This window comes from Caballeronia sp. INDeC2 (assembly GCF_023631325.1).
GTDB lineage: Bacteria > Pseudomonadota > Gammaproteobacteria > Burkholderiales > Burkholderiaceae > Caballeronia.
On record NZ_JALQDG010000001.1, the window covers coordinates 241,761 to 264,416 of the forward strand.

18 protein-coding genes are annotated in these 22,656 nt (G+C 61.9%); 14 read left to right on the plus strand and 4 right to left on the minus strand.

Annotation, left to right across the window (positions count from 1 at the left end):
* The first annotated feature begins 104 nt into the window (after positions 1–104).
* The 5 genes from NCS28_RS01225 to purU are packed head-to-tail and all read left to right on the plus strand — an operon-like array spanning position 105 to position 5,099.
* Positions 105–2,099 (plus strand): monovalent cation:proton antiporter family protein, encoded by a 1,995-nt coding sequence (locus tag NCS28_RS01225; RefSeq protein ID WP_250512056.1) that lies wholly within the window; start codon positions 105–107, stop codon positions 2,097–2,099.
* A gap of 60 nt (positions 2,100–2,159) precedes the next feature.
* Entirely contained in the window at positions 2,160–2,726 is a 567-nt protein-coding gene (locus NCS28_RS01230) for an adenine phosphoribosyltransferase (RefSeq protein ID WP_250512057.1), read from the plus strand.
* A 1-nt stretch (position 2,727) separates the two neighbouring features.
* Positions 2,728–3,339, plus strand: coding sequence for a LysE family translocator (locus NCS28_RS01235; protein WP_250512058.1), 612 nt, complete (start codon positions 2,728–2,730; stop codon positions 3,337–3,339).
* A 13-nt stretch (positions 3,340–3,352) separates the two neighbouring features.
* On the plus strand, positions 3,353–4,198 hold the full coding sequence (locus tag NCS28_RS01240; protein ID WP_250512059.1) for an NUDIX hydrolase: 846 nt from the start codon (positions 3,353–3,355) through the stop codon (positions 4,196–4,198).
* A gap of 31 nt (positions 4,199–4,229) precedes the next feature.
* Positions 4,230–5,099 (plus strand): formyltetrahydrofolate deformylase, encoded by an 870-nt coding sequence (purU, locus tag NCS28_RS01245; protein WP_250512060.1) that lies wholly within the window; start codon positions 4,230–4,232, stop codon positions 5,097–5,099.
* A 63-nt stretch (positions 5,100–5,162) separates the two neighbouring features.
* Here the strand turns inward: purU and NCS28_RS01250 are convergent, their stop codons facing one another.
* Together NCS28_RS01250 and uvrA are read right to left on the minus strand one after the other, a co-directional pair.
* The gene (locus NCS28_RS01250; protein ID WP_250512061.1) at positions 5,163–6,254 is read right to left on the minus strand and encodes an AI-2E family transporter; all 1,092 of its coding nucleotides are present in this window, start codon (positions 6,252–6,254) and stop codon (positions 5,163–5,165) included.
* A gap of 110 nt (positions 6,255–6,364) precedes the next feature.
* The gene (gene uvrA, locus NCS28_RS01255; RefSeq protein WP_250512062.1) at positions 6,365–9,238 is read right to left on the minus strand and encodes an excinuclease ABC subunit UvrA; all 2,874 of its coding nucleotides are present in this window, start codon (positions 9,236–9,238) and stop codon (positions 6,365–6,367) included.
* A gap of 342 nt (positions 9,239–9,580) precedes the next feature.
* Here uvrA and NCS28_RS01260 point away from each other — a divergent pair, with 342 nt between their 5' ends.
* From NCS28_RS01260 to NCS28_RS01285, 6 genes are all read left to right on the plus strand, one after another.
* Positions 9,581–10,783, plus strand: a complete 1,203-nt coding sequence (locus NCS28_RS01260; protein ID WP_250512063.1) for an MFS transporter — start codon at positions 9,581–9,583, stop codon at positions 10,781–10,783.
* Between the two features lie 119 nt (positions 10,784–10,902).
* Positions 10,903–11,433: a single-stranded DNA-binding protein gene (ssb, locus tag NCS28_RS01265; protein WP_250512064.1), complete on the plus strand. Its 531-nt coding sequence runs from the start codon at positions 10,903–10,905 to the stop codon at positions 11,431–11,433.
* Positions 11,434–11,866: 433 nt separating this feature from the next.
* A complete protein-coding gene (locus tag NCS28_RS01270; RefSeq protein ID WP_350029766.1) occupies positions 11,867–12,517 on the plus strand; it encodes a response regulator in 651 nt (216 codons plus the stop codon).
* 37 nt (positions 12,518–12,554) lie between these two features.
* Complete coding sequence (locus NCS28_RS01275) at positions 12,555–13,322, plus strand: response regulator (RefSeq protein ID WP_250512065.1); 768 nt, start codon at positions 12,555–12,557, stop codon at positions 13,320–13,322.
* Positions 13,323–13,430: 108 nt separating this feature from the next.
* Positions 13,431–14,081: a response regulator gene (locus NCS28_RS01280; RefSeq protein WP_250512066.1), complete on the plus strand. Its 651-nt coding sequence runs from the start codon at positions 13,431–13,433 to the stop codon at positions 14,079–14,081.
* 226 nt (positions 14,082–14,307) lie between these two features.
* On the plus strand, positions 14,308–17,616 hold the full coding sequence (locus NCS28_RS01285) for an ATP-binding protein (RefSeq protein ID WP_350029764.1): 3,309 nt from the start codon (positions 14,308–14,310) through the stop codon (positions 17,614–17,616).
* Positions 17,617–17,656: 40 nt separating this feature from the next.
* Here the strand turns inward: NCS28_RS01285 and NCS28_RS01290 are convergent, their stop codons facing one another.
* On the minus strand, positions 17,657–18,592 hold the full coding sequence (locus NCS28_RS01290) for a LysR family transcriptional regulator (protein WP_250512067.1): 936 nt from the start codon (positions 18,590–18,592) through the stop codon (positions 17,657–17,659).
* A gap of 441 nt (positions 18,593–19,033) precedes the next feature.
* Here NCS28_RS01290 and NCS28_RS01295 point away from each other — a divergent pair, with 441 nt between their 5' ends.
* The 3 genes from NCS28_RS01295 (at position 19,034) to NCS28_RS01305 (ending at position 21,753) form a co-directional block, all read left to right on the plus strand.
* Entirely contained in the window at positions 19,034–20,179 is a 1,146-nt protein-coding gene (locus NCS28_RS01295) for a porin (protein WP_250512068.1), read from the plus strand.
* Positions 20,180–20,399: 220 nt separating this feature from the next.
* Positions 20,400–20,801, plus strand: a complete 402-nt coding sequence (locus NCS28_RS01300) for a CHRD domain-containing protein (RefSeq protein ID WP_502801133.1) — start codon at positions 20,400–20,402, stop codon at positions 20,799–20,801.
* Positions 20,802–20,826: 25 nt separating this feature from the next.
* Positions 20,827–21,753, plus strand: a complete 927-nt coding sequence (locus NCS28_RS01305; protein ID WP_250512070.1) for an alpha/beta hydrolase — start codon at positions 20,827–20,829, stop codon at positions 21,751–21,753.
* Here NCS28_RS01305 and NCS28_RS01310 read toward each other — a convergent pair.
* Positions 21,723–22,571, minus strand: coding sequence for an EcsC family protein (locus tag NCS28_RS01310; RefSeq protein WP_250512071.1), 849 nt, complete (start codon positions 22,569–22,571; stop codon positions 21,723–21,725). The genes NCS28_RS01305 and NCS28_RS01310 overlap by 31 nt on opposite strands.
* Positions 22,572–22,656: the final 85 nt, after the last annotated feature.

Consider the following 22,656-nt stretch of genomic DNA (forward strand, 5'->3'; position numbering starts at 1 on the left):
CCGCCTATCCGCCCCCGCAAGCCCTGTCGTCAGGGGCCTTTTTAAGATGCCGGAGCGCAACAGAAACGCGCCTCGGAACGCTGACGAACGAGGACGCCAGACGGATGACCTCTCCGCTCGAAATGACGCTGTTGCTGCTGCTCTGCTCCGTGGCAGGCGTCGTCGTATTTCGCTATTTCAATCTGCCGCCGATGCTTGGCTATCTGACGGTAGGCATTATCGTGGGACCGCACGCAGCGGGTATCGCGCCGGATTCGGACCGCGCGCAGCATCTCGCCGAATTCGGCGTCGTCTTCCTGATGTTTTCCATCGGGCTCGAGTTCTCGCTGTCGAAGCTGCGCTCGATGCGGCGCATCGTGTTCGGGCTCGGCGCGAGCCAGGTCGCGGCGACGATCGCGCTCGCGCTGATCTTCGGCTGGATCGCGAACTTCTGGACCGAGATGTCGTGGCAGGCGAGCTTCGCGCTCGGCGGCGCGATGTCGATGTCCTCGACCGCCATCGTCAGCAAGCTGCTCGCGGAGCGGCTCGAGCTCGAATCGGAGCATGGCCGCAACATCTTCGGCGTGCTGCTGTTCCAGGATTTGGCGGTCGTGCCGCTGCTCATCATCATCGCGGCGTTCGGCAACGGCAATTCGTCGCAGCTCGCGATGTGGCTCGGCATTGCGGCGGTGAAGATCGTCGTCGCATTGACGGTGCTGCTCTTCATCGGCCAGAAGTTCATGACCCGTTGGTTCGATCTCGTCGCGCGCCGCCGCTCGCAAGAGCTGTTCATGCTGAACCTGCTGCTGGTGACGCTGGGCGCGGCGTTCATCACCGACAAGTTCGGACTGTCGCTCGCGCTCGGCGCGTTCATCGCGGGCATGTTGATCGCCGAGACGCCGTATCGGCATCAGGTGGAAGAGGACATCAAGCCGTTTCGCGACGTGTTGCTCGGGCTCTTCTTCGTGACGACCGGCATGCTGCTGAATCCGCGCGTGATCTGGGAGCATCCGTTGCTCGTGCTCGGCTTTTTCATCGTGCCGATTTTGCTCAAGGCCGTGATGATCACCGGGCTCGCGCGCGCCTTCGGCGCAACGCCGGGCGTCGCGATGCGCACGGGTCTCGGCCTCGCTCAGGCGGGCGAATTCGGCTTCGTGCTGCTGAACCTGATCCTGGATTCACATCTGGTCAATTCGACCATTCTGCAAGCGATTCTCTCCGCGATGCTGCTTTCGATGCTCGCCGCGCCGTTCATCATCCAGAACGCCGACCGGATCGTGCTGCGGCTGTCGTCGACGGAATGGATGCTGCAATCGCTGCAGATGACGAAGATCGCGACGCAGAGTCTCAAGCAGAGCGGCCACGTTATCATCTGCGGCTACGGCCGAGCGGGGCAGAACCTTGCGCGCATGCTGGAGCAGGAAGGCATTTCCTATGTCGCGCTCGATCTGGATCCGGACCGCGTCGCAGCGGCTGCGGCGGCGGGCGAATCGGTCGTGTTCGGCGATGCCGGGCGGCGCGAGTCGCTGCTCGCGGCGGGGCTGCACCGCGCGGCGACGGTCGCGATCACTTATGCGAACACGCCGTCCGCGCTGCGCGTGCTGCACAACATCCACGAACTCGCGCCGACCTTGCCCGTGATCGTGCGCACGGTCGACGACGCCGATCTCGAAAAGCTCACCGCCGCGGGCGCGACGGAAGTGATTCCGGAGATCGTCGAAGGCAGTCTGATGCTCGCGTCGCACACGCTCGTGCTGATGGGCGTGCCGATGCGGCGCGTCGTGCGGCGCGTCGAGGAAATGCGCGACGCGCGCTATAGCCTCCTGCGCGGCTACTTTCACGGCGCCGACGATGTCGACGACGACGATGGCCACGAGCAGGTCCGGCTACAATCCGTACCGATCGACGCAAATTCCGAAGCCGTCGGGCATTCGCTCGATGATCTCGGGCTCGTTGGCAACGGAGTCGAGGTGACCGCGATCCGGCGTCACGGCATCCGGGGCGTCGAGCCCGACCCCGAAACCAGGCTGCGCGCGAACGATATCGTCGTGCTGCGCGGGTTGCCCGAAGTGCTCGCGCAAGCCGAGGAACGGCTCTCGCGCAACCGCCGGGCGGCGTAGTCATCCTCTTTTGTCACCAAGGCGAACGCGCGGCCTCACGGCGCGGACTCCGGAGAAGTCATGTCCATTACCTCTTCGAGCGCACAGCTCGACGCCGCGCGTTTCATCAAGGAGCGCGTGCGCACCGTCGAAAACTGGCCGCAGCCCGGCGTGCAGTTCCGCGACATCACCACGATCCTGCAAGACCGCAAGGCGCTGCGCATGCTGATCGATCTGTTCGTTCAGCGCTATATCGACGAGAACGTCGATGTGATCGCCGGCATGGATGCGCGCGGTTTCATCATCGGGCCGATTCTCGCGTACGAGCTGAGTCTCGGCTTCGTGCCGATCCGCAAGAAGGGCAAGCTGCCGTACAAGACGCTGTCGCAGTCGTACGACCTGGAATACGGCAGCGCGACCGTCGAGATTCACGAAGATGCGTGCAAGCCGGGCGATCGCGTGGTGATCGTCGACGATCTGGTCGCGACAGGCGGCACGATGATGGCCGGCAAGATCCTGCTCGAACGGCTAGGCGCGGAAGTGGTGGAAGCGGCGGCGATCATCGATCTGCCCGATCTCGGCGGCTCGAAGCTGCTGCGCGAGAACGGCGTGCCGCTCTATACGGTGTGTGAATTCGGCGGACATTGAGATGCCCAACTTTCTGCTCTTTCTCGCCGCATCGGTCGCGATTACGGTTGCGCCCGGTCCGGACAATCTGCAAGTGCTCGCGCGCGGCATTTCGCAAGGGCGTCTGGCGGGCGTCGTCGCCGCGCTCGGCTTCGCGTTCGGCGTGATCTTCCATACGACGCTCGCCGCGCTCGGCATCGCGGCGCTGCTGCGTTCGTCGCCCGTCGCGTTTCAGGCGGTGAAGCTCGCTGGCGCGGCGTATCTCGTGTGGATCGGCATCAAGGCGCTGCGCAGTCACGGTCTCGCGAGCGCGCACGCGCGCCCGAGCCAACCGCTTTCGACCGTGTTCCGCCAGAGCGTGATCGGCAACATGCTGAATCCGAAAGTCACGCTGTTCTTCATCGTGTTCCTGCCGCAATTCGTCGATCCGCACGGCGCGCAAAGCGTGATGCTTCAGATGTTCGAGCTCGGCGGGCTGTTCATGCTGCAGACGGTCGTCGTGTTCTCGCTCTTCGGCATCGGCGCGGGGATGATCGGCGCGTGGCTGAAGCGCCGTCCGCGCGTCGGCGTGTGGCTCGACCGGCTCGCGGGCGTGACGTTCATTCTGCTCGGCATTCGTGTCGCGTTGCGTTGACCGGGGCTTGCGCATGACCCTGCCTGCCATCCTTTCCGCGCGCCGTTTCGATCCTGCCGCGCACGCACCGTTCTTCATCGGCGATGAGCGCGTCGGCTGGATTCGCCGCACCGACGTCGACGCGTTGCGGCGCTGGCCGGACGTTTTCGCGATCGACGAAGCATCGGTCCGGCTGAAACCATCCCTCGCCGATGTGAACACGCGCAGCGCCGCGCTCGGCGCGGTCATCGGCGCGCTGTACGCGGAAGGCCGGATTCCCGGCTGGCGCGACGAAACCTACGCGATCCGCAACGACTTCGACGCGCCGCCGCTCGCGTTCGTCGAGCGTGCGGCGTCGCGCTTCTTCGGCACGATGACCTACGCGGTGCATCTGAACGGCATCGTAAAATATCGAGATAAGGCGCCGCAGTTGTGGATCGCTCGCCGCAGCGAGACGAAGGCGACCGATCCCGGCATGCTCGACAACGTCGTGGCGGGCGGCATCGGCTGGGGCTTCGAGCTGATGCCGACGCTCGTAAAGGAATGCTGGGAAGAGGCGGGCATGAGCGCGGAGCTGGCGCAAACCGCCGAGCGCGGCCGCACGTTCCATGTGCTGCAATCCTTGCCCGAAGGCACGCAGGCCGAGCAGATCTTCGTCTACGACGTTTTCCTTCCGTCCGATTTCGCGCCGCGCAACCAGGACGGCGAAGTCGGCGAGCATCGGCTTGCGCGCATCGAAGACGTCGCGCGCTGGATCGAGGAGGGCAAACTCACCGTCGACGCCAGTCTCGCGACGCTCGATTGCATGCTGCGCCATCAATGGATCGACGAGGACGCGTGCGAAGGCATCGACGCGTTGTTCGATCGGCCGCCGCTCTGAACATCAAGAATCAAACGAACGAGGAATGGTCATGTCGACCGAACATAGTTTCTACCTGAAGTTGTCCTGCCCGGACCGGCCGGGAATCGTGCATGCCGTGTCGGGCTTCCTGTTCAACCTCGGCGCCAATATCCTCGACTCCGCGCAATTCGGCGACAGCCGCACCGGCGAATTCTTCATGCGCGTGCATTTTCAGCAGGTCGGCGGCGATCCCGGTCTCGACGCGCTGCGCAAGTCGTTCTCCGATCTCGCCGACGAATTCGGCATGCGCTGGGAGCTGCACGATGCTTCGGTGAAGCCGCGCGTCGTCATCATGGTGTCGAAGATCGGTCATTGCCTGAATGACCTGCTGTTTCGCTATCGCACCGGCCAGTTGCAGATCGAGATTCCGGCGATCATCTCGAATCACAAGGATTTTTATCAGTTGGCCGCGAGCTACGACATTCCGTTCCATCATCTGCCGCTGTTGAAAGCGACGCCCGATGCCAAGGCCGCGCACGAAACGCGCGTGCTGGAAATCGTCGATCAGCACGACACCGATCTCGTCGTGCTCGCGCGTTACATGCAGATTCTGTCGGCGAACATGTGCGAGAAGCTCGCGGGCCGCGCGATCAACATCCACCACTCGTTCCTGCCGAGCTTCAAGGGCGCGAAGCCTTACTATCAGGCGTTCGACCGTGGCGTGAAGCTGATCGGCGCGACCGCCCATTACGTCACGTCCGATCTCGACGAAGGCCCGATCATCGAGCAGGAAGTGGAGCGCGTCGATCACAACATGACGCCGGATCAACTGACGGCGATCGGCCGCGACGTCGAATGCGTGACGCTCGCGCGTGCGGTGAAGTGGCACGCGGAGCATCGCATTCTGCTGAACGGGCACAAGACGGTCGTGTTCCGTTAATCGTCCTTCAGACGTAAAAGCGCCCGCGACAAATCGCGGGCGTTTTCGTTTGTGGCGGCCGGATCAGACGAGCCGCAGATAAATCAGTTCGCGCTTGATATACGCATAGAAAATCGGCGCGGCGACCACGCCCGGAATGCCGAATGCGGCTTCCATCGCGAGCATCGCGAGAAGCAGTTCCCACGCGCGCGCCTCGATCTGGCCGCCGATAATGCGCGCGTTCAGGAAGTATTCGAGCTTGTGGATGACGATCAGAAACGCAAGCGACGCGACCGCCGTGCCGAACGACACGGACAGCGAAATCCCGACGATGATCGTGTTGGAGATCAGATTGCCGATGACCGGCAGTAGCCCGACGATGAACGTGACCAGCACGAGCGTCTTGGAAAGCGGCAGTCTCTCGTGAAAAATCGGCAGCGCGACGAGCAGATACAGCGCGGTGAAGACGGCGTTGATCGCCGAAATCTTGATTTGCGCAAATACGATGCGGCGGAACGCGTCCGCGAAGCGCGACACGCGCGCGACGAGCGCCGTGGACAGCGGCAAGCGGTGATGCGACGGCCGCGGCGCGCTGACCGCGATGATCGCGCCGATTATCATGCCGATCACGATATGCCCGAAGCCGCGCGCCATTTCCTTGCCGCCTTGCTGGAGCATCTCGGCGTGCTTGTGCATCAACTCGGTAGCTTTGTCCTTCATCTGGCCGGCATCGACCGGCAGATAGTTCGCGATCCAGTCCGGCACGCGCAGGCGCGCGCTCGACGTGATGGTCATCAGCTGATCGAGCAGCTTTTGCAGGCTCGGCACGTCGTGCTCGAAATGTTCGATGGTGGCGACGGTGGCGCCCGTCAGCCCGCCGACGATGATCGCGGAAATCAGCCCGGCCGCGATCAGCCGCGCGCCCTTGCTCACCACATGGCGCTCGATCACCGGCGAAATCATGTGTACGAGCTGGAACACCAGCATGCCGGCGAGCAGGCCGCCGAGCAGCTTCAGATCGAGGACGAGCCACATCGCGAAGAGCGCGAGCATATAGCTGCCGATCTCCACCGCGGACAGCTTCGGCAAGCTCATGTCGCTCGTCAGCCTGACGTGGCGGGTGGGCAGGTCCCGTACACGCGCCTCCTCGTTGGCAGCTTCGTTGCGCTTCGCCATGACTGCGTTCCTTTCCCTGCTGCGTACGACGGTTATTCGTGCCGCGACGCGCGCGGCGCATTCCAACAGTCCGGCTGGCGGCGCCCGGCCACGAGGCCCGGCGCCGCGTTTCACGCCGCCGATTTGGCCCGTTGCAGCAAGGGTGCCAGATATCTGCCGGTAAAACTCGCCTTCGATTTCGCGACCTGCTCGGGCGTCCCCTGGGCGATGATCTGTCCGCCGCCCGCCCCGCCTTCTGGACCGAGGTCAATGACCCAGTCGGCGGTTTTGATCACGTCGAGATTATGCTCGATGATGACGACCGTGTTGCCCTGATCTCGCAGCCGATGGATCACTTCGAGCAGCAGGGCGATATCGTGGAAGTGCAAACCGGTCGTCGGTTCATCGAGGATATATAGCGTCCGACCGGTGTCGCGCTTGCTCAGTTCCAACGAAAGCTTGACGCGCTGGGCTTCGCCGCCCGACAGCGTAGTCGCGGACTGGCCGAGCCGGATATAGCCGAGACCGACATCGAGCAGCGTTCTCAGTTTGCGCGCGACCACGGGCACCGCCTTGAAGAACTCGTGCGCGGCCTCGACCGTCAGGTCCAGCACTTCGCTGATGTTCTTGCCCTTGTACTGGACTTCGAGCGTCTCGCGGTTGTAGCGCTTGCCGTGGCACACGTCGCAGGGCACGTAGACGTCCGGCAGGAAGTGCATTTCCACTTTCAGCACACCGTCGCCCTGACAGGCTTCGCAGCGTCCGCCCTTCACGTTGAACGAGAAGCGGCCCGGATCGTAGCCGCGTTCCTTGGCGGCCGGCACGCCCGCGAAGAGTTCGCGGATCGGCGTGAAGAGGCCCGTGTAGGTGGCCGGATTCGAGCGCGGCGTGCGGCCGATCGGCGATTGATCGACGGCGATCACCTTGTCGAAATGCTCGAGACCTTCGATCGACTCGTACGGCGCGGGCTCGGTCGCCGAGCCGTACAGATGCTGCGCGACCGCGTGCTGCAGCGTGTCGTTGATGAGCGTCGACTTGCCCGAGCCGGACACGCCCGTCACGCAGGTCAAAAGTCCGACGGGCAGATCCAGCGTCACGCGCTTCAGATTGTTGCCGTGCGCCTCGACGATGCGCAGCATGCGCTCGTCCGGCTTGGTGCGCTCGGACGGATAGCCGATCGTGCGCTTACCGGACAGATACTGCCCGGTAATCGAGTTCGCGTCTTTCTGCACCTGACGCGGTGTGCCCTGCGCGACGATCACGCCGCCATGCACGCCCGCGCCCGGTCCCATATCGACGACGTAATCCGCCATGCGGATCATGTCCTCGTCGTGCTCGACCACGATCACCGAGTTGCCGATGTCGCGCAGATGCTTGAGCGTGTTGATGAGCCGGTCGTTGTCGCGCTGATGAAGGCCGATGGACGGCTCGTCGAGCACGTACATCACGCCGGTCAGCCCCGAGCCGATCTGCGACGCGAGCCGGATGCGCTGCGCCTCGCCGCCGGACAGCGTTTCGGCGCTGCGTTCCAGCGACAGATAATCCAGCCCGACGTTGTTCAGGAACGAAAGCCGCGCGACGATTTCCTTGATCACCTTGTCGGCGATTTCGCCCTTTGCGCCTTCGAGGCGCAACGTCTGGAAATAGCCGAGCGCATCGCGCAGCGGCCAGCCGCTGATTTCGTAGATGCCGCGCGCCTGATCGTTTGCGCCGACTTTCACGAAGCGCGCCTCTCGCCGCAGACGCGTGCCTTCGCACGCCGGGCAAGGCTGATTGTTCTGGTATTTCGCGAGTTCTTCGCGCACCGCGGCCGAGTCCGTCTCGCGATAGCGCCGCTCCAGATTCGGGATGATGCCTTCGAACGCATGCTCGCGAACCGACGCGCGCCCGCGCTCGTTGATGTACGAGAAGGGAATCGCCTGCTTGCCCGAACCGTACAAGAGGATCTTGCGCACTTTCTCGGGCAAGTCTTCGAACGGCGCGTCGATCTCGAATTCGTAGAACGCCGCGAGACTTTGCAGCATCTGAAAATAGAACTGGTTGCGCCGGTCCCAGCCCTTTACCGCGCCCGCCGCAAGCGACAGCGACGGATGCGCGACCACGCGCTTCGGATCGAAGAACGTGATCTGGCCGAGGCCATCGCATTCAGGGCACGCGCCCATCGGATTATTGAACGAGAAAAGACGCGGTTCCAGTTCCGGCAGCGAGTACGAGCAGATCGGACACGCGAACTTCGAGCTGAAGAGCTTTTCCTTGTCCGTGTCCATTTCGAGCGCAATCGCACGGCCATCAGCCAGACGCAGCGCGGTTTCGAACGATTCCGCGAGGCGCTGCTTCATGTCCGGCCGCACCTTCAGACGGTCGATGACGATGTCGATCGTGTGTTTGTCGTTCTTCTTGAGCTTCGGCAGCGAATCGACTTCGTAGATCTTCGCGACGCCCTCGTTCGCCGTGCCGCCGCCCGAGCGGATGCGAAAACGGATGAAACCCTGTGCCTGCATTTCCTCGAACAGTTCGACATGTTCGCCCTTGCGATCGACCACAACCGGCGCGAGGATCATCAGCTTGGTTTCTTCGGGCAGGGCGAGCGCCGCATCGACCATTTGCGAGACGCTTTGCGCCTCCAGCGGAATCAGGTGATCCGGGCAATACGGCGTACCGACGCGCGCGTACAAAAGACGCAGATAGTCGTGGATTTCCGTGACGGTGCCGACAGTCGAACGAGGATTGTGCGACGTGGCTTTCTGCTCGATGGAAATGGCAGGCGACAAACCTTCGATCAAATCGACATCCGGCTTTTCCATCAACTGCAAGAATTGCCGCGCATACGCCGACAGGCTTTCCACATAACGGCGCTGGCCTTCCGCATACAGGGTGTCGAACGCGAGCGACGACTTGCCCGACCCGGACAGCCCCGTGATCACGATCAGCTTGTGGCGCGGCAAGTCGAGATTGACGTTCTTCAGATTGTGGGTGCGAGCCCCACGAATGCGAATTTCTTCCACGAGTTTGTTCCGGGGTTCTTTCGGGTGCTTACGGATGTTTTCAGCGGCGCTTTCGTCTGTCCGGACGGGCCATACAGCCATTGCCGGGCGGAAAGAGAGGGAGCCAAACCTGCTACTATAACGACTTTTAAAGGGCGCAGCTCCCGGGCCCAAGGGCCGGATGCATGCCGATCGGCCGACGCGGGGACTTGCCTGCCGTGTGCGGGGCGAGCGCTGACGCAACGAGCCGTACGCCCCGGCGATGCGTTCCATATAGTGCCATTTCGAGCAAGAACAAGGTGACCGCGCCTGGCTGCGCCGCAGGCCAGGCCAGACGCGACCCTCATCCTTTTCCCGTTTCTGATGTCCAATCCGTCTGCCACGTCTACACGTCTCTCAGCGCCGGAGCTGCGCGCGACCGTGTCGCTCGCCGCCATCTTCGCACTGCGCATGCTCGGGCTTTTCATGATCATGCCGGTGTTCTCGGTCTACGCGAAAACCATCCCCGGTGGCGACAACTTGCTGCTCGTCGGCATCGCGCTCGGCGCCTACGGCGTCACGCAGTCGATGCTCTATATCTTCTACGGCTGGATCTCCGACAAGTTCGGGCGCAAGCCGGTTATCGCGTTCGGCTTGCTGGTGTTCGCGTTGGGGAGCTTCGTCGCGGCAGTCGGACATTCGATGGCGTGGATCATCGCCGGGCGCGTTATTCAGGGCATGGGCGCGGTGTCGTCGGCGGTGATCGCGTTCATTGCTGATCTCACGCACGAGGAAAACCGCACCAAGGCGATGGCGATGGTCGGCGGCAGTATCGGCCTGTCGTTCGCGGTGGCGATCGTCGGCGCGCCGATCGTGTTCCACTGGGTAGGCATGAGCGGACTTTTCACGGTGATCGGCGTTCTGTCGATCCTCGCGGTCGGCGTGGTGTTTTGGATCGTGCCCGATCCGCCGGCGCATCCGGTCCACATCAAGGCGCCCTTCGCGGAAGTGCTGCACAACGTCGAGTTGCTGCGTTTGAACTTCGGCGTGCTCGTGCTGCACGCCACCCAGACCGCGCTCTTTCTCGTCGTGCCGCGCATTCTGGAGGAGGGCGGGCTGCCGGTCGCGTCGCACTGGAAGATTTACCTGCCTGTGATGGCGCTCGCGTTCGTCATGATGGTTCCGGCGATCATCGCCGCCGAGAAACGTGGAAGAATGAAGAGCGTCATGCTCAGCGCGATCGGGCTTATCCTGATCGGCCAGTTGTTATTGGGCGCCGCTCCCCATACGCTGTGGTCAGTGGCCGCCATTCTGTTCGTGTACTTTCTCGGCTTCAACGTGCTGGAGGCCTCGCAGCCGTCGCTGGTGTCGAAGCTCGCACCGGGCACGAGAAAGGGCGCGGCAGCGGGCGTGTACAACACGACACAGTCGATCGGCCTTGCGCTCGGCGGGGTGATCGGCGGCTGGCTGCTGAAGCTCGACGGGCCGAGTGCGGTCTTCTTCGCCTGTTCGGGGCTGGTGTTCGCATGGCTCGTCGTTGCAGCATGGATGAAACCGCCGCCGCGCAGAACCGGGCGCGCGGTCTGAGAGATATTTGAATCATCGAATCAAAGCCGGCATGGTGTGAGCGAATTCACGTCTGAAGACGGAATCCGTCCAATCGCAGCATTCGGCTGACAGTTAGCAAGGAATCTACCGGAGAAATCATGGCATCAGTCAACAAGGTCATTCTCGTGGGCAATCTGGGCGCTGACCCGGAAACCCGCTACCTCCCGAGCGGCGACGCCGTGGCCAACATCCGTCTCGCGACGACGGACCGCTACAAGGACAAGAGCTCCGGCGAATTCAAGGAACTCACGGAATGGCATCGCGTGGCGTTCTTCGGCCGGCTCGCGGAGATCGTGAACGAATATCTGAAGAAGGGTTCGTCGGTGTATATCGAAGGGCGTATCCGCACGCGCAAATGGACAGACCAATCGGGCCAGGAACGCTATTCGACGGAAATCGTCGCGGATCAGATGCAGATGCTCGGCGGCCGTGGCGGATCGGTCGGCGGCGGCGATGAAGGCGGTTACAGCCGCAGCGCTCCGATGGAGCGGTCCGGCGGCGGCAGTGGCCGTGCGCCCGCGGGTGGGCGCGCGAGCGGCGGCGCGGGTGCGTCTGGCGGCGGCTCGAGCCGTCCTAGCGCGCCGGCGGGCGGCGGCTTCGACGACATGGACGACGATATCCCGTTCTGACGAGCGGCAACGATTCGCGCATCGCAAGATGGGCCTCCGGCTGACATAGCCCGAGGCCCTTTTTTTTCGTCCTGGCAAGGCGCTTTCCGAATTATGGCGCGCGCTTGCCCTTTTCTCGCCGAGGCATATTAATCTCTCGGGATCGTGTGGACGAACGGTGCGCGTCGATTCGGACCGAAAGGGCTCTCCAAGCCTAATCGGACTTCTCCTATGGTCTGTGATTTATTCCCATCCTATTTTGAAGAAATTATTCAAGAGAATAAAAAGCAATAAATATTTGCCTGCCGTCAATTGATATAGACATTTTGACGAATTTGTTCACAAGTTTCTCTGAACATAAAGTCGACAACATGCCTATATTTTATCGGCTCGGATAAGTTCGTCGGGCACGTTCGACGCAGGCAAATTCACCAAGACCAACTTGAACGGGGGCGTGTTGAAACTTCGAATAGTATTGGCTGACGATCATCCTTTCGTACTCCTTGGAATGAAAGCGCTATTTGCTGCAGACCACGGAATGGACGTCGTCGGCGAGGCAAACAATGCGAGCACTTTGCTGGCCGAGCTTGCCGTCACGCCATGCGACGTTCTGGTCACTGACTTCGCCATGCCCGAGCCGGGTGTGGATGCGAATGACGGCCTTCGTCTCATCCGAAAGGTGCGTCAGGAGTTCGCGAATATCAGCATCGTCGTGCTCACCAGCGTTAGCAACGTCGCGATTTTGCGCTCCATCCTGAACGCCGGCGCGATGAGCCTCGTCAGCAAGGCCGAGCCGATCGAACTCGTGGGAACCGCCGTTCGGCACGCAAGCGTTGGACGTCGCTTCGTGAGTTCGTCGTTTGTCGCCGCGCTCGCGGAAGCGGGCACGGAGACGGACTTTTCGGCCGAGGAGCCGCGCCTGTCTCCGCGAGAGATAGAAGTCGTCCGCTTGTTTGCCAAAGGGCATTCGATTACGGAGATTGCGAAAGAACTTGAGCGCGACGTCCGCACCATCAGTCGTCAGAAACGCGATGCGATGAATAAGCTCGGTGTAAGGAACGACCCCGGATTGTTTGCATTCGTTCGCGCACGCGGACTCGGATGATTATTTCGTTTTGCTTTTTTCATTTCAGATGCGTCTTATGTATCTAAATATTTTGGTATCCGATGCTTCTGGTTTATTTTTGGATTCGGAATCGGGTCCGCAGTACGAGAAGGGGTTCGAATCAATGGAGTTCGGGAACGGGAGCCAAGTGTTCTCGCACGCTAAACGGATAAGACTGGCGATTGCGGATGACCATCCCCTCGTCATCCTTGCAATCGAGCGTTTTGCCGGAAATTTTCCCAGTGTGGAAGTGGTGAGCCGCAGCGCGAATTCGACACAGCTCGAAGAGTCGCTGGCTCGCGGCGAATGTGACGTAGCGGTCATCGATTTCTTCATGCCGGGCGGGCGCTACGGTGACGGCATCGAGTTGATCCAGCACATTGCGAACCGATATCCCGAGGTTCGCATCGTCGTCCTGTCACGCAACGACGACGCCGCGCTCGTCAAGCAAGCACTGGAAGCGGGGGCGCATGCCTTCCTGAGCAAAGAGGACCGGCTCGATCTGATCTACGTGGCCATCGTCTCGGTAATCGCCGGCGAGACTTACCTCGGACCAGGAATTCGCCGAACGCTGGCGCTCGCGGACGCCGAAAGCCACGCACGCTTCATTCGCCAAAGACTCACGAGTCGCGAGTTGGAGGTGATCGAACGCTATGCGCGGGGCGCGAACGTCACCGAGATCGCGAAGGAACTCGGCCGCAGTGTGAAAACGATCAGCGCGCAAAAATGCGCGGCCATGCGAAAGCTCGATTTATCAACCGACGCTGATTTGTATCGATTCATCGCGGACAGCGGCTTGATCTAGGCAGGTTGAGCAGCGCGGACGGCGCGTGGCAACAGAGGCCGGAAGGGAGACAGCGCTCAGTCGATTGAAGACAGTTGCGCCGGGCAATTTAATTAGAACGCACAAACAATGACAACAAGAACGCCGAAACGAGCGATTGTTGCGGACGACCATCCGGTCGTCGTTAAAGGAATTCAAAGCTTTCTGGAGCGCGACGGCGATATACGAGTCGTCGCGACTGCTCGGGACACGCTGGAGCTTGCCGAGGCAGTCGATAGCACTCCGTGCGACTTCGTTTTTGCGGATATCGGCATGCGCGGTATCGACGGCGAGAGCAGTTCGATCGGCTTTCTCCGGCGCTTGTCGTGGCAGGAAAGGCGCCCGAAGGTCGTCGTCATCACGATGATTTCACAGACTCGCATGCTGGCGGGCCTTATTCAGCTCGGCGTCGATGGCGTGATCGACAAGCGCGACGGACTCGAATATGTGCGCGACGCGATATCCGAAGTCGAGGCGGGCGGCTGCTTTCTTTCACCGTGCGTGGCGGAGGCGGTGAGTCATCTGCCGGCAACGTCGCCGGCGCGCGCGGGCGTGTTGAGCCGACGAGAGTGGGAGGTTTTCCAACTCTACGCCCACGGCCTTCCCGTTCATGAAATCGCGGATCACTTCGGGCGAAGCCGCAAAACGATCGCGACGCAAAAGCGAAGCGGCATGCGCAAGCTGGGGCTCGAGAGCGAAGAGGAACTGGTCGCGTATCTGCAGCAGGTCGGTTTGATCTGACGCAGCCGTTTCTACCGACGGTGCCCAATTTCATAGCAAATTGGGACCATTCTGATTCGATTCCGATGCCTTGCGGATCAGACTCAATTCATTTGCGTTCGACAGGCAAGCGCGAAGCGCAGGGGCATTCATCCGTCAAAAGCGGCGAACTGACTTCTTCCTAGGCTTGCCCGGCCGGCCAGGCAACTTTCGTTGCAAGCGTCGGCCAGTGTCCGAGGAGTTGGAATTGAGATTTCTGTTCGCGCGGTGTTTGCTTTTTCTCAGCCTGATCGGCGTGACCGGTCTGATCGCGCCGCCATCCAGTCATGCGGCCGAGACGCATAGTCATAGCCGCGCCACGTTCAGTCTTGATGGACCCGAGCGCAGTTATGTACGCACATTGAAGCCGATCGAAGTCGGATTGATCGAAGCGCCGCGCGATTCCGCCGATAAGTCGCTCGAGCGGCCGGAAGTCGCGCTGGAAGAAATCGAGAAGTCGCTCGGCGTCTCGTTCAGACCGAAGCACTTCAACGATTGGGCAGGGGCCGCGTCGGCCTTTCAGCATGGCGAGGTCGATATGATCGTCGCGCCGAGTCCGCCCGGAAGGCTGAACTACGCCATGCACTCCGAGTTACAGCCGCTCGATCTGCTGTTCAGGCGAGCGTTCGCGGAAGCGCGGCCATCGCAATCGGCCACTGCGCCGACGGCTACATCCGCCGCATGGAACGTCACGGCGTTGCGTCTGCTGCCGGCGCTCATCGGCATTGCCGCTGTCTTGTTCGTCACGCTGCGCGCCTTCATTCGACTGCAACAGGAGATGAACCGGCGCCTGGAAACGGAACAGCGTCTCGGTACGCAACTCAGTTTCCAGCAAACCATGATGGAGGTAGTCCCGTATCCGCTCGTCGCAAAGGACATGCAGAACCGCTACATCACGGTGAACCGCGCCTTCGAGGAGGCGCTCGGGGTGCGGCGCGAAGACATCATCGGGCGCACGAGTCTCGAAGTGACGGCGTGGGGCGACGCGCATAGCCGCGTGCTCCACGAACTGACCGGTACGACATTGACCACCGGTCAGCGACAGGAAGTTGAAGCGGAATTTCGCGACGAGCAGAACCACCCGCGCTGCGGTCTTTTTTGGACGGGCGCGTTCGCGGCGTTGAACGGGGAGCGAGCGGGTGTCGTCGGCACGATGATCGACATCACCGATATTCGTGAGGCCGAAACCCGCGCGCGGCAGACCGAGCGACGACTTCACGACGTGACCCGATCGCTGCCCGCGGTCGTGTTCCAGTTGCGTCGCTCTTGCGACGGCATATACAGCCTTCCCTATATCGACGGCGATACGCGGCAGTTGCTCGCGCTGGACGTCGTCGCTCTGGCCGCCGATCCGATTCACGCCTTGACGCGCATTCACGCCGACGACAGCGTGCGTCTGCTCGAAGAAATCGAAGCGTCGGCGCGCACGCTCAAGCCGCTGCATACCGAGTTCCGCTCTACCGTGGGAGGCGTGACCCGCTGGATTCGCGCCGACCTCGTCGCGCATCGCGAAGACGACGGGGCCGTGGTCTGGAGCGGCTATTGGGCCGATGCCAGCGTGGAACATGCCCGCGCCGAGGAACTCGCCCGCGCGCGGGATATTGCCGAAGCCGCGTCGCGCGCGAAGGACGACTTCCTAGCCATGATGAGTCACGAAATCCGCACGCCGATGAACGGCGTGCTAGGGCTCGTCGAAGTCCTCGAGAACACGCCGCTGAATTCCGACCAGTCGCAAATGCTCGGCATGATTCAGGATTCCGCGAGTGCGCTCCTGCAGATCCTTGACGATCTCCTCGACTATTCGAAGATCGAGGCCAACCGGTTGACGATCGAATCGACCCCGATCGATCTGCGCGCACTCGTGGATAGCGCGGTTGGCCTGCTCGCCGGAAGGGCGCACGAAAAGGGGCTGCGCGTGCGTGTCGACGTAGCACCGGAAGTAGCCGCGTCGGTAAGAGGCGATAGTGTGCGGCTGAGGCAGGTTCTCTTCAACCTGATGAGCAACGCGATCAAGTTCACGATCAAAGGCGATGTCGCGCTCCACGTGCGCGCGATCGAGCAATGCGCGTCGGAACAGGTCATCGAACTGTGTGTGAAGGACACCGGTATAGGGATCGCAGCGGAAGCGCAGCAAAGTCTGTTCGAGCCGTTCGTGCAGGCAGAGACTTCCACGACGCGCCGCTTTGGCGGCACCGGGCTCGGACTGACCATCTGCAAGCGTCTCGTCGATTTGATGGGCGGCACGATGAGTGTCGAAAGCGAGGTCGGCGTCGGAACGGCGATGACGGTTCGCCTCACGATGCCCGTCGAAACTATGCGATATCAGATCGACGGGTTGCGCGGCAAGCTGGGTATCGTCGCGGTCGAAGACGACCGCGTGGCGGCAGCGCTCATGCATTACGGCGAGGCACTCGGCCTCGCGTTGCAGCGCTACACGCCCGACGAACTCGCGCGATCCGAGCCTGAGTCGCTCGAAGACATCGACATCGTCTTTCTGAGCGATACGCGCACATTCCCCTCTCCGCTCGGTTCGCGTGTGATTCACGTGACCGAGAAGCCGAAGCCAACCGGATACCGAATTCTCGAAGACGATATCCGCGTGAGCGTCAATCCGATTTCATGGCACGGTCTTGGCGCCGCTTGCGTCGCCGCATTGACCGGCATGCCGCAGATCGCATCGGGACTCGCGCTCTGCCACGAAACGAAGATGGCGGCGCCGGACCGGGAAGACGCACTGCGCAGCGGCAAACTCGTGCTCGTTGCCGAGGATCATCCGGTCAACCAGGAACTGATCCGTCATCAGCTTGCGCTGCTCGGTTTCGCTTGCGACGTCGTGCACGATGGCGCCGAGGCATTCGCCGCGCTCGCGGACACGCGCTATGGCTTCCTGATCACAGACTGTCACATGCCGAACATGACCGGTTACGAACTCGCGCGCCGCATCCGGGCCGATGAAGCGGGCACGGCGCGTCGCCTGCCGATTCTCGGCATCACGGCGAGCACCGCGCCCGACGAGTTGCAGAAGTGCCGCGATGCGGGCATGGACGACCGTCTCGTTAAGCCGACGCGGCTCGCCACGTTGCGCGAGCATCTGAATCGCTGGTGGGTGACCGACAGTGTTGCGCCCGCGTCCGGCGCGCATTCACCGCAAGTTGCCGACGTGCCGCCGCGCGACGATGACGAACTCGATCTGAGCGCGATGGCTCAACTGTGGGGTAGCGAAGCGACAGTGAAGGCATTGCTGGACGCGTTCGTTTCGTCGTTCCGAGAAGATCTCGTGGCGCTTCGGCGATTGCTTGATCGTGGCACGGTCGATGACTTGCGGGATTGGCATCATCGTGTTGTCGGTGCGGTCAGCGTTTTGCAGTATCGGCCGCTGCTTGCTGCACTGGAGGAGTTCCGTCGCGATCTGCATGTGAAAACTCGCGACGCGCGCCATCGCGATGGACTTGCGCTGATCGCCCGATGCGAGCAGCTTGTAGAGCGCATCCACGCACAGGGCGTCGCGATTCTTTGATCGGGCCACGCGGCGTAACGGCGCCGCGTCTGCGTTCGACCTATTCCGCAAACGCCCCGAGATTTGCATCGACCGATTCGCGGTCGCGGAAGTGGGCCAACGCGAAATCCACAAAAGCGCGGGTCTTGGCCGGCACGTGTCGACGTCCCGGGTACACGATCGACACTTCCTTGTCCGCGTCCTTGAGCGCATAGCCCGGCAGCAGACGCACGAGCGATCCCGTTTCGATGTCCTGCGCGACATAGCTCTCCGGCAGCACCGCGATCCCCATTCCCGAAAGCGCCGCCTGCCGCAACATGTGCGAGCTGTTCACGGTGTACGCCGGATCGAGCGCGACGCTTTCTTCCACGCCTGACGGTCCGACGAGGGACCACGTCGATCCATGGATATCCGCGGACGGCGCGAGAAACTCGTGCGCATTCAGCGATGCCGGACAGATGGGCGCGCCGCGCCGCGCAAGGTAGGCCGGCGATGCGACCAGCACTGCCGATACTCGGACCAGCGGACGGTTGATCAGCATCCCGCTGTTGACGAGATGCGGCACGACAATGCCGACGTCGAAACCTTCCGCGACCAGATCGACCGGACGATGCAGCAGCGTCAGACGCAGCTTCACGTTCGAGTAGCGCTCCATGAATTCGCGCAGCATCGGCGTGAGTCCAAGCAACGAAAAGGACGCCGATGCCACCAGCTTGAGCGTGCCCGAGGGATCCACGGAACTGGTCCCGACCGTTGCCTCCATCGCTTCGATCTGCTCGATCACCGCGCGGCATCCTTCGGCATAAGCGCGCCCGGCCTCGGTAAGTGAGACGCTGCGTGTCGTCCGGTTCAGCAAGCGCGTGTTGAGATGCGTTTCGAGCAGTGAGACGTAGCGCGTGATCACGGCGTTGGACAGATCGAGCGCGGCGGCGGCGCGGCCGAACGACTCGGTTTCCGACACCTTCAGAAAGACGCGCATCGCTTGGAGTTGATTCATTGAGAGAGCGATGTGAGAAGCGCCTTTCGACGCTTCGAGTGTGCGAAGCGATGCATGCGTTTGAGCGCAGTCTCGCGTGCGCGATCTTAGAGCGCGAGCGGATGCCCGGTAATCGGAGGGTTCTGATCTTGGTCGGGATGTCTCAATGTAACCACTGTCGTATGTATGCAACTGAACCGTCGCAAGGCACTGGCGGCGAGCGAGTGAAGTGATCTGTAAGTCCTAGCGGACTAAGCGTTTATCCATATTGAAAATCCATTTTTTGAATTATTCAAAAAGGCTTTTGTGTTTCCCTCGGCAGTTTCTCAAAAAGACCGGGCAATAAACTTTGTCGTGCCGAATATCGGTGCTGAGCTAAACGAGCGAAGAGGCAATCCAAGCTCGACAGGCGTTCGGCCTGAAGCAACCCATCGAGTCTCACGACTCAGCAAAGGAACTCGCATGAAAAAGAATTTGATCGTCACGGCCATTGCAGCTTTGGCCGCATCGTTCGCAGGTGCTGCTAACGCGCAAAGCAGCGTCACGCTGTATGGTCTGATCGACGCAGGCTTCACGTATGTGAACAACGTGCCGGCTACGGACGGCTCCGATAGCATCAAGGGCAGCTCGTTCCAAATGAAGGGCGGCAACGTGCAGATGAGCCGTTGGGGCGTGCGCGGCGCCGAAGATCTGGGCGGCGGCATGAAGGCAATCTTCACGTTGGAGAACGGCTTCGACGTGACCAATGGCACGTCGATTGGCGGCAGCGGCTTCGGCCGTCAGGCTTTCGTCGGCCTGTCGACCAATGCAGGTACGGTAACGCTGGGTCGCCAGACCGACTCCGTGACCGACTACCTCGGCCCGCTTAGCGCGACTGGCACGTGGGGCGGTACGTACTTCGCGCACCCGAGCAATCTGGATAACCTGAACGGCGACGACTTCCGCGAGAACAACTCGATCAAGTTCCAAAGCGCGAACTACGCCGGCTTCTCGTTCAGCGGCCTGTATGGCTTTTCGAACGTGGGTAACTTCGCAGCGAACCGTGCTTACAGCATCGGCGCGGGCTACGCGAACGCTGGTCTGAAGCTCGGCCTCGCATACATGCAAGGGAACGGTGTCGGCGGCAATGCTCGGGGTGCGATTACGGACTTCGTGTTCCTGAACAACGACGACAACCAAGTCGCCACCGACGTTCGTCAGCGCACGTTCGGCGCGGGCGCGAGCTATTCGATTGGCGCTGCGACGTTCGGCGCGTTGTGGACGCAGACCCGTCTGGATCGTAACTCGTCCGACGGTTCGGTTATCACCAACAACTACGAAGTCAACGGTCGTTACGCGCTCACCCCGGCATTGTCGCTGGGCGCTGCGTACACGTACAGCCGCTACCGCGACAGCTTCTCGAGCGACGCCGCGGTCCATGCGCACCAGTTCGGCGTGCAGACGGACTACGCGTTGTCCAAGCGCACTGACATCTATGCTGAAGGCGTAGTGCAGATCGCCAGCGGCGGTGACGAAGGCGTGTATCCGGCTGCCGGCATCAATGCGGTTCCGACTTCGACGAGCAGCCGTCAAGTTGTCGTGTCGACGGGTATCCGTCACCGCTTCTAAAGCCATCGAAGCAGCACCGAGCTTTAGCTAGTTAGAGAAGGGCGCCGCGAGGCGCCCTTTTCGCATATGCGCCTGTTGCGACCGAAGCGAAATGCACCCTGCATTCGGATGCTCTACCATGGCGATGCGGTCATCGCGCCGAAAGACGCGCCGACCGCCAAACAGGAGAGCAACAATGACCTCGACATGCAGACCACATGTACGCTGGACGGCCGTTCTGATGTTCGCCATTCTCGCCTCGGGCGCCGCTCGAGCCGACACCGTCGCCTTGAAAGCCAATCTCCAGCCTTCGAGCGAAGTCCCGCCGCGCGTGAGCAAGGGTCACGGCACAGTAGACGCGACATTCGACACAGACACCAAAGTGTTCACCTGGACCGCGACCTATGCGGAGTTATCGGGCCCCGTGACAATGGCGCATTTTCACGGCCCGGCGCCGGTCGGTCAGAACGCGAAAGTGCAAGTGCCCATCGACAAGAAAGCGCTCGCGAGTCCCATGAAAGGACAGGCGACGTTATCGGATCAGCAAGTCAGCGATCTGATGACCGGCCAGTGGTACTTCAACATCCACACGCATGAAAATCCGACTGGCGAGATCCGCGGTCAGATGATGCTGGCGAATTGACGAGCGTCGGCGAGATCGATCGACGATGAGCTGGCAAAGCACCTTGGCTTGCAGCGTCGTACGCATGCGTATGCGCCCATACAGCGCGAAGTCACAACTGGACGTCGAGTTGGCGCGAAGCTACGCGTCGCGTCGAATCTGGTCGCCGCGCGTGCCGAAAGGCTGGCGGCTCGATACCCGCGACACGAGCGGCGAATGGCTCACACCGCCGACAAATCCACGCGCAACCATTCTCTATCTGCACGGAGGCGGCTATTACTTCTGCTCCCCGCGCAGCCATCGCGCGATTACGTTCGGGTTGGCGACACGGGCCAATGCGCGCGTCTTCTCGCTCGACTACCGTCTTGCGCCGGAACATCGCTTTCCCGCGGCGCTCGACGACAGCGTCGCTGCCTACCGTCGCCTGCTTGAAGATGGCGTTCCCGCGCACTCGATCGTAATCGCGGGCGACTCGGCCGGCGGCGGCCTCGCGCTCGCGACGCTTCTCGCGCTACGCGACGTGGGCGATCCGCTTCCCGCGGCCGCGGTTTTGCTCTCACCGTGGACGGACTTAACCGGCAGCGGCGAGTCGATGCGAACCAACGACGGCCGCGATCCGATGTATCACGCGTCGGTATTTCCTCGCGTGGCCGCGCAGTATCTCGGTCCCACCGATGCGCGCCATCCCTACGCCTCGCCGATATTCGGCGAGTTTGAACGCCTGCCGCCGCTGCTGATTCAAGTTGGCGACACCGAACTGTTGCTCGACGATTCGACGCGCGTCGCAACAAAAGCGCGCGCCGCGGGCGTGCGCGTCGAGCTGGAAATCTGGCGCAACGTTCCGCACATCTTCCAGATCTGGGCGCCGTTCATGCCCGAAGCACGCGACGCGCTCTCGCGCGCCGCCACGTTCATCGACGCCGCAACGTCCGCGCTCCGAACTCACCTTCCGCCCATCACCTCGATTGTCTGATAGGCGCGTTCGACGGCCGACGCGCCATATCGCCGCTCGAGCCTGCGTACGGTGAAGTGGCCATGCGCCATCTGCTGAAAGTGGTCGATGAACACCGTGTTGACCATCGCGCCGAGCACTGCGCCGATCGCCGGAATCGACTTCGCTGCCACTTGCTCGCTGACCTGCACCGAGAACCTTGACGCGATCGTCTGCAAAAACTTGAGCAATGCCGTCGATCCGTGACTGCCGAGTCCCTTAGCGGCGATCTCGTTCGTCGCGCGCGACACGGACTGCGCGAGCGCGCCGCGCACGATGAAATAGCCGAGATCGGCGTTGTCGTCATTGGCTTTGGTGCCGCCCATGCCGAGCACCATCATGCACTGCAGCTGGGTTTCGACGCGATGCACGTCCTCGCCCTCGCTACGCGCGATATCGCAGATCGATCGGAACATCAGCGTGGTCGTCACCGGCAACTCGACCGGCAGCGCGAACAGCCCGAACGCGCCGCCCGCCGCGCCGGTTGTCGCGACGGCCAGCTTGTGCATCAGGTTGTGCGGCTTGTCGGGCGGCGGCGCGAGCAGCGAATCGGACGGCGCGCTCTTGCCGATCGTGCGCAACGCAAGCTGAAGGCATTTTCTCAGCGCCAGTTGCGTCGCGTCGTCGACCTTCTCCTGTGCGGCGGCGGGCAAGCGGCCCATCAATTTTTCGATGGGCGCGCCAACGACGCTCGCGAGTTTCATCGTCAGAGACGGGCTTTCCAGCGCTTCCTTCGCGCGGGTCAGGGCCGCGAAATCTTCAGTCGTGAGCGGTGAGGTAATGATCGGCGTCGGTTCCATGCGATGTCTTCTATCCGGTAAATGATGAATTCCCACGGAAATTAGAGTGCGGCGCCGTGCTATGATTCCATTTCCGTTGACTAGT

Bases quoted from the DNA above. Each gene is read 5' to 3' on its own strand.
- NCS28_RS01225 (WP_250512056.1), top strand. From the start codon at position 105: ATGACCTCTCCGCTCGAAATGACGCTGTTGCTGCTGCTCTGCTCCGTG.
- NCS28_RS01230 (WP_250512057.1), top strand. From the start codon at position 2,160: ATGTCCATTACCTCTTCGAGCGCACAGCTCGACGCCGCGCGTTTCATC.
- NCS28_RS01235 (WP_250512058.1), top strand. From the start codon at position 2,728: ATGCCCAACTTTCTGCTCTTTCTCGCCGCATCGGTCGCGATTACGGTT.
- NCS28_RS01240 (WP_250512059.1), top strand. From the start codon at position 3,353: ATGACCCTGCCTGCCATCCTTTCCGCGCGCCGTTTCGATCCTGCCGCG.
- purU (WP_250512060.1), top strand. From the start codon at position 4,230: ATGTCGACCGAACATAGTTTCTACCTGAAGTTGTCCTGCCCGGACCGG.
- NCS28_RS01250 (WP_250512061.1), bottom strand. From the start codon at position 6,254: ATGGCGAAGCGCAACGAAGCTGCCAACGAGGAGGCGCGTGTACGGGAC.
- NCS28_RS01260 (WP_250512063.1), top strand. From the start codon at position 9,581: ATGTCCAATCCGTCTGCCACGTCTACACGTCTCTCAGCGCCGGAGCTG.
- ssb (WP_250512064.1), top strand. From the start codon at position 10,903: ATGGCATCAGTCAACAAGGTCATTCTCGTGGGCAATCTGGGCGCTGAC.
- NCS28_RS01275 (WP_250512065.1), top strand. From the start codon at position 12,555: ATGTATCTAAATATTTTGGTATCCGATGCTTCTGGTTTATTTTTGGAT.
- NCS28_RS01280 (WP_250512066.1), top strand. From the start codon at position 13,431: ATGACAACAAGAACGCCGAAACGAGCGATTGTTGCGGACGACCATCCG.
- NCS28_RS01290 (WP_250512067.1), bottom strand. From the start codon at position 18,592: ATGAATCAACTCCAAGCGATGCGCGTCTTTCTGAAGGTGTCGGAAACC.
- NCS28_RS01295 (WP_250512068.1), top strand. From the start codon at position 19,034: ATGAAAAAGAATTTGATCGTCACGGCCATTGCAGCTTTGGCCGCATCG.
- NCS28_RS01300 (WP_502801133.1), top strand. From the start codon at position 20,400: ATGTTCGCCATTCTCGCCTCGGGCGCCGCTCGAGCCGACACCGTCGCC.
- NCS28_RS01305 (WP_250512070.1), top strand. From the start codon at position 20,827: ATGAGCTGGCAAAGCACCTTGGCTTGCAGCGTCGTACGCATGCGTATG.
- NCS28_RS01310 (WP_250512071.1), bottom strand. From the start codon at position 22,571: ATGGAACCGACGCCGATCATTACCTCACCGCTCACGACTGAAGATTTC.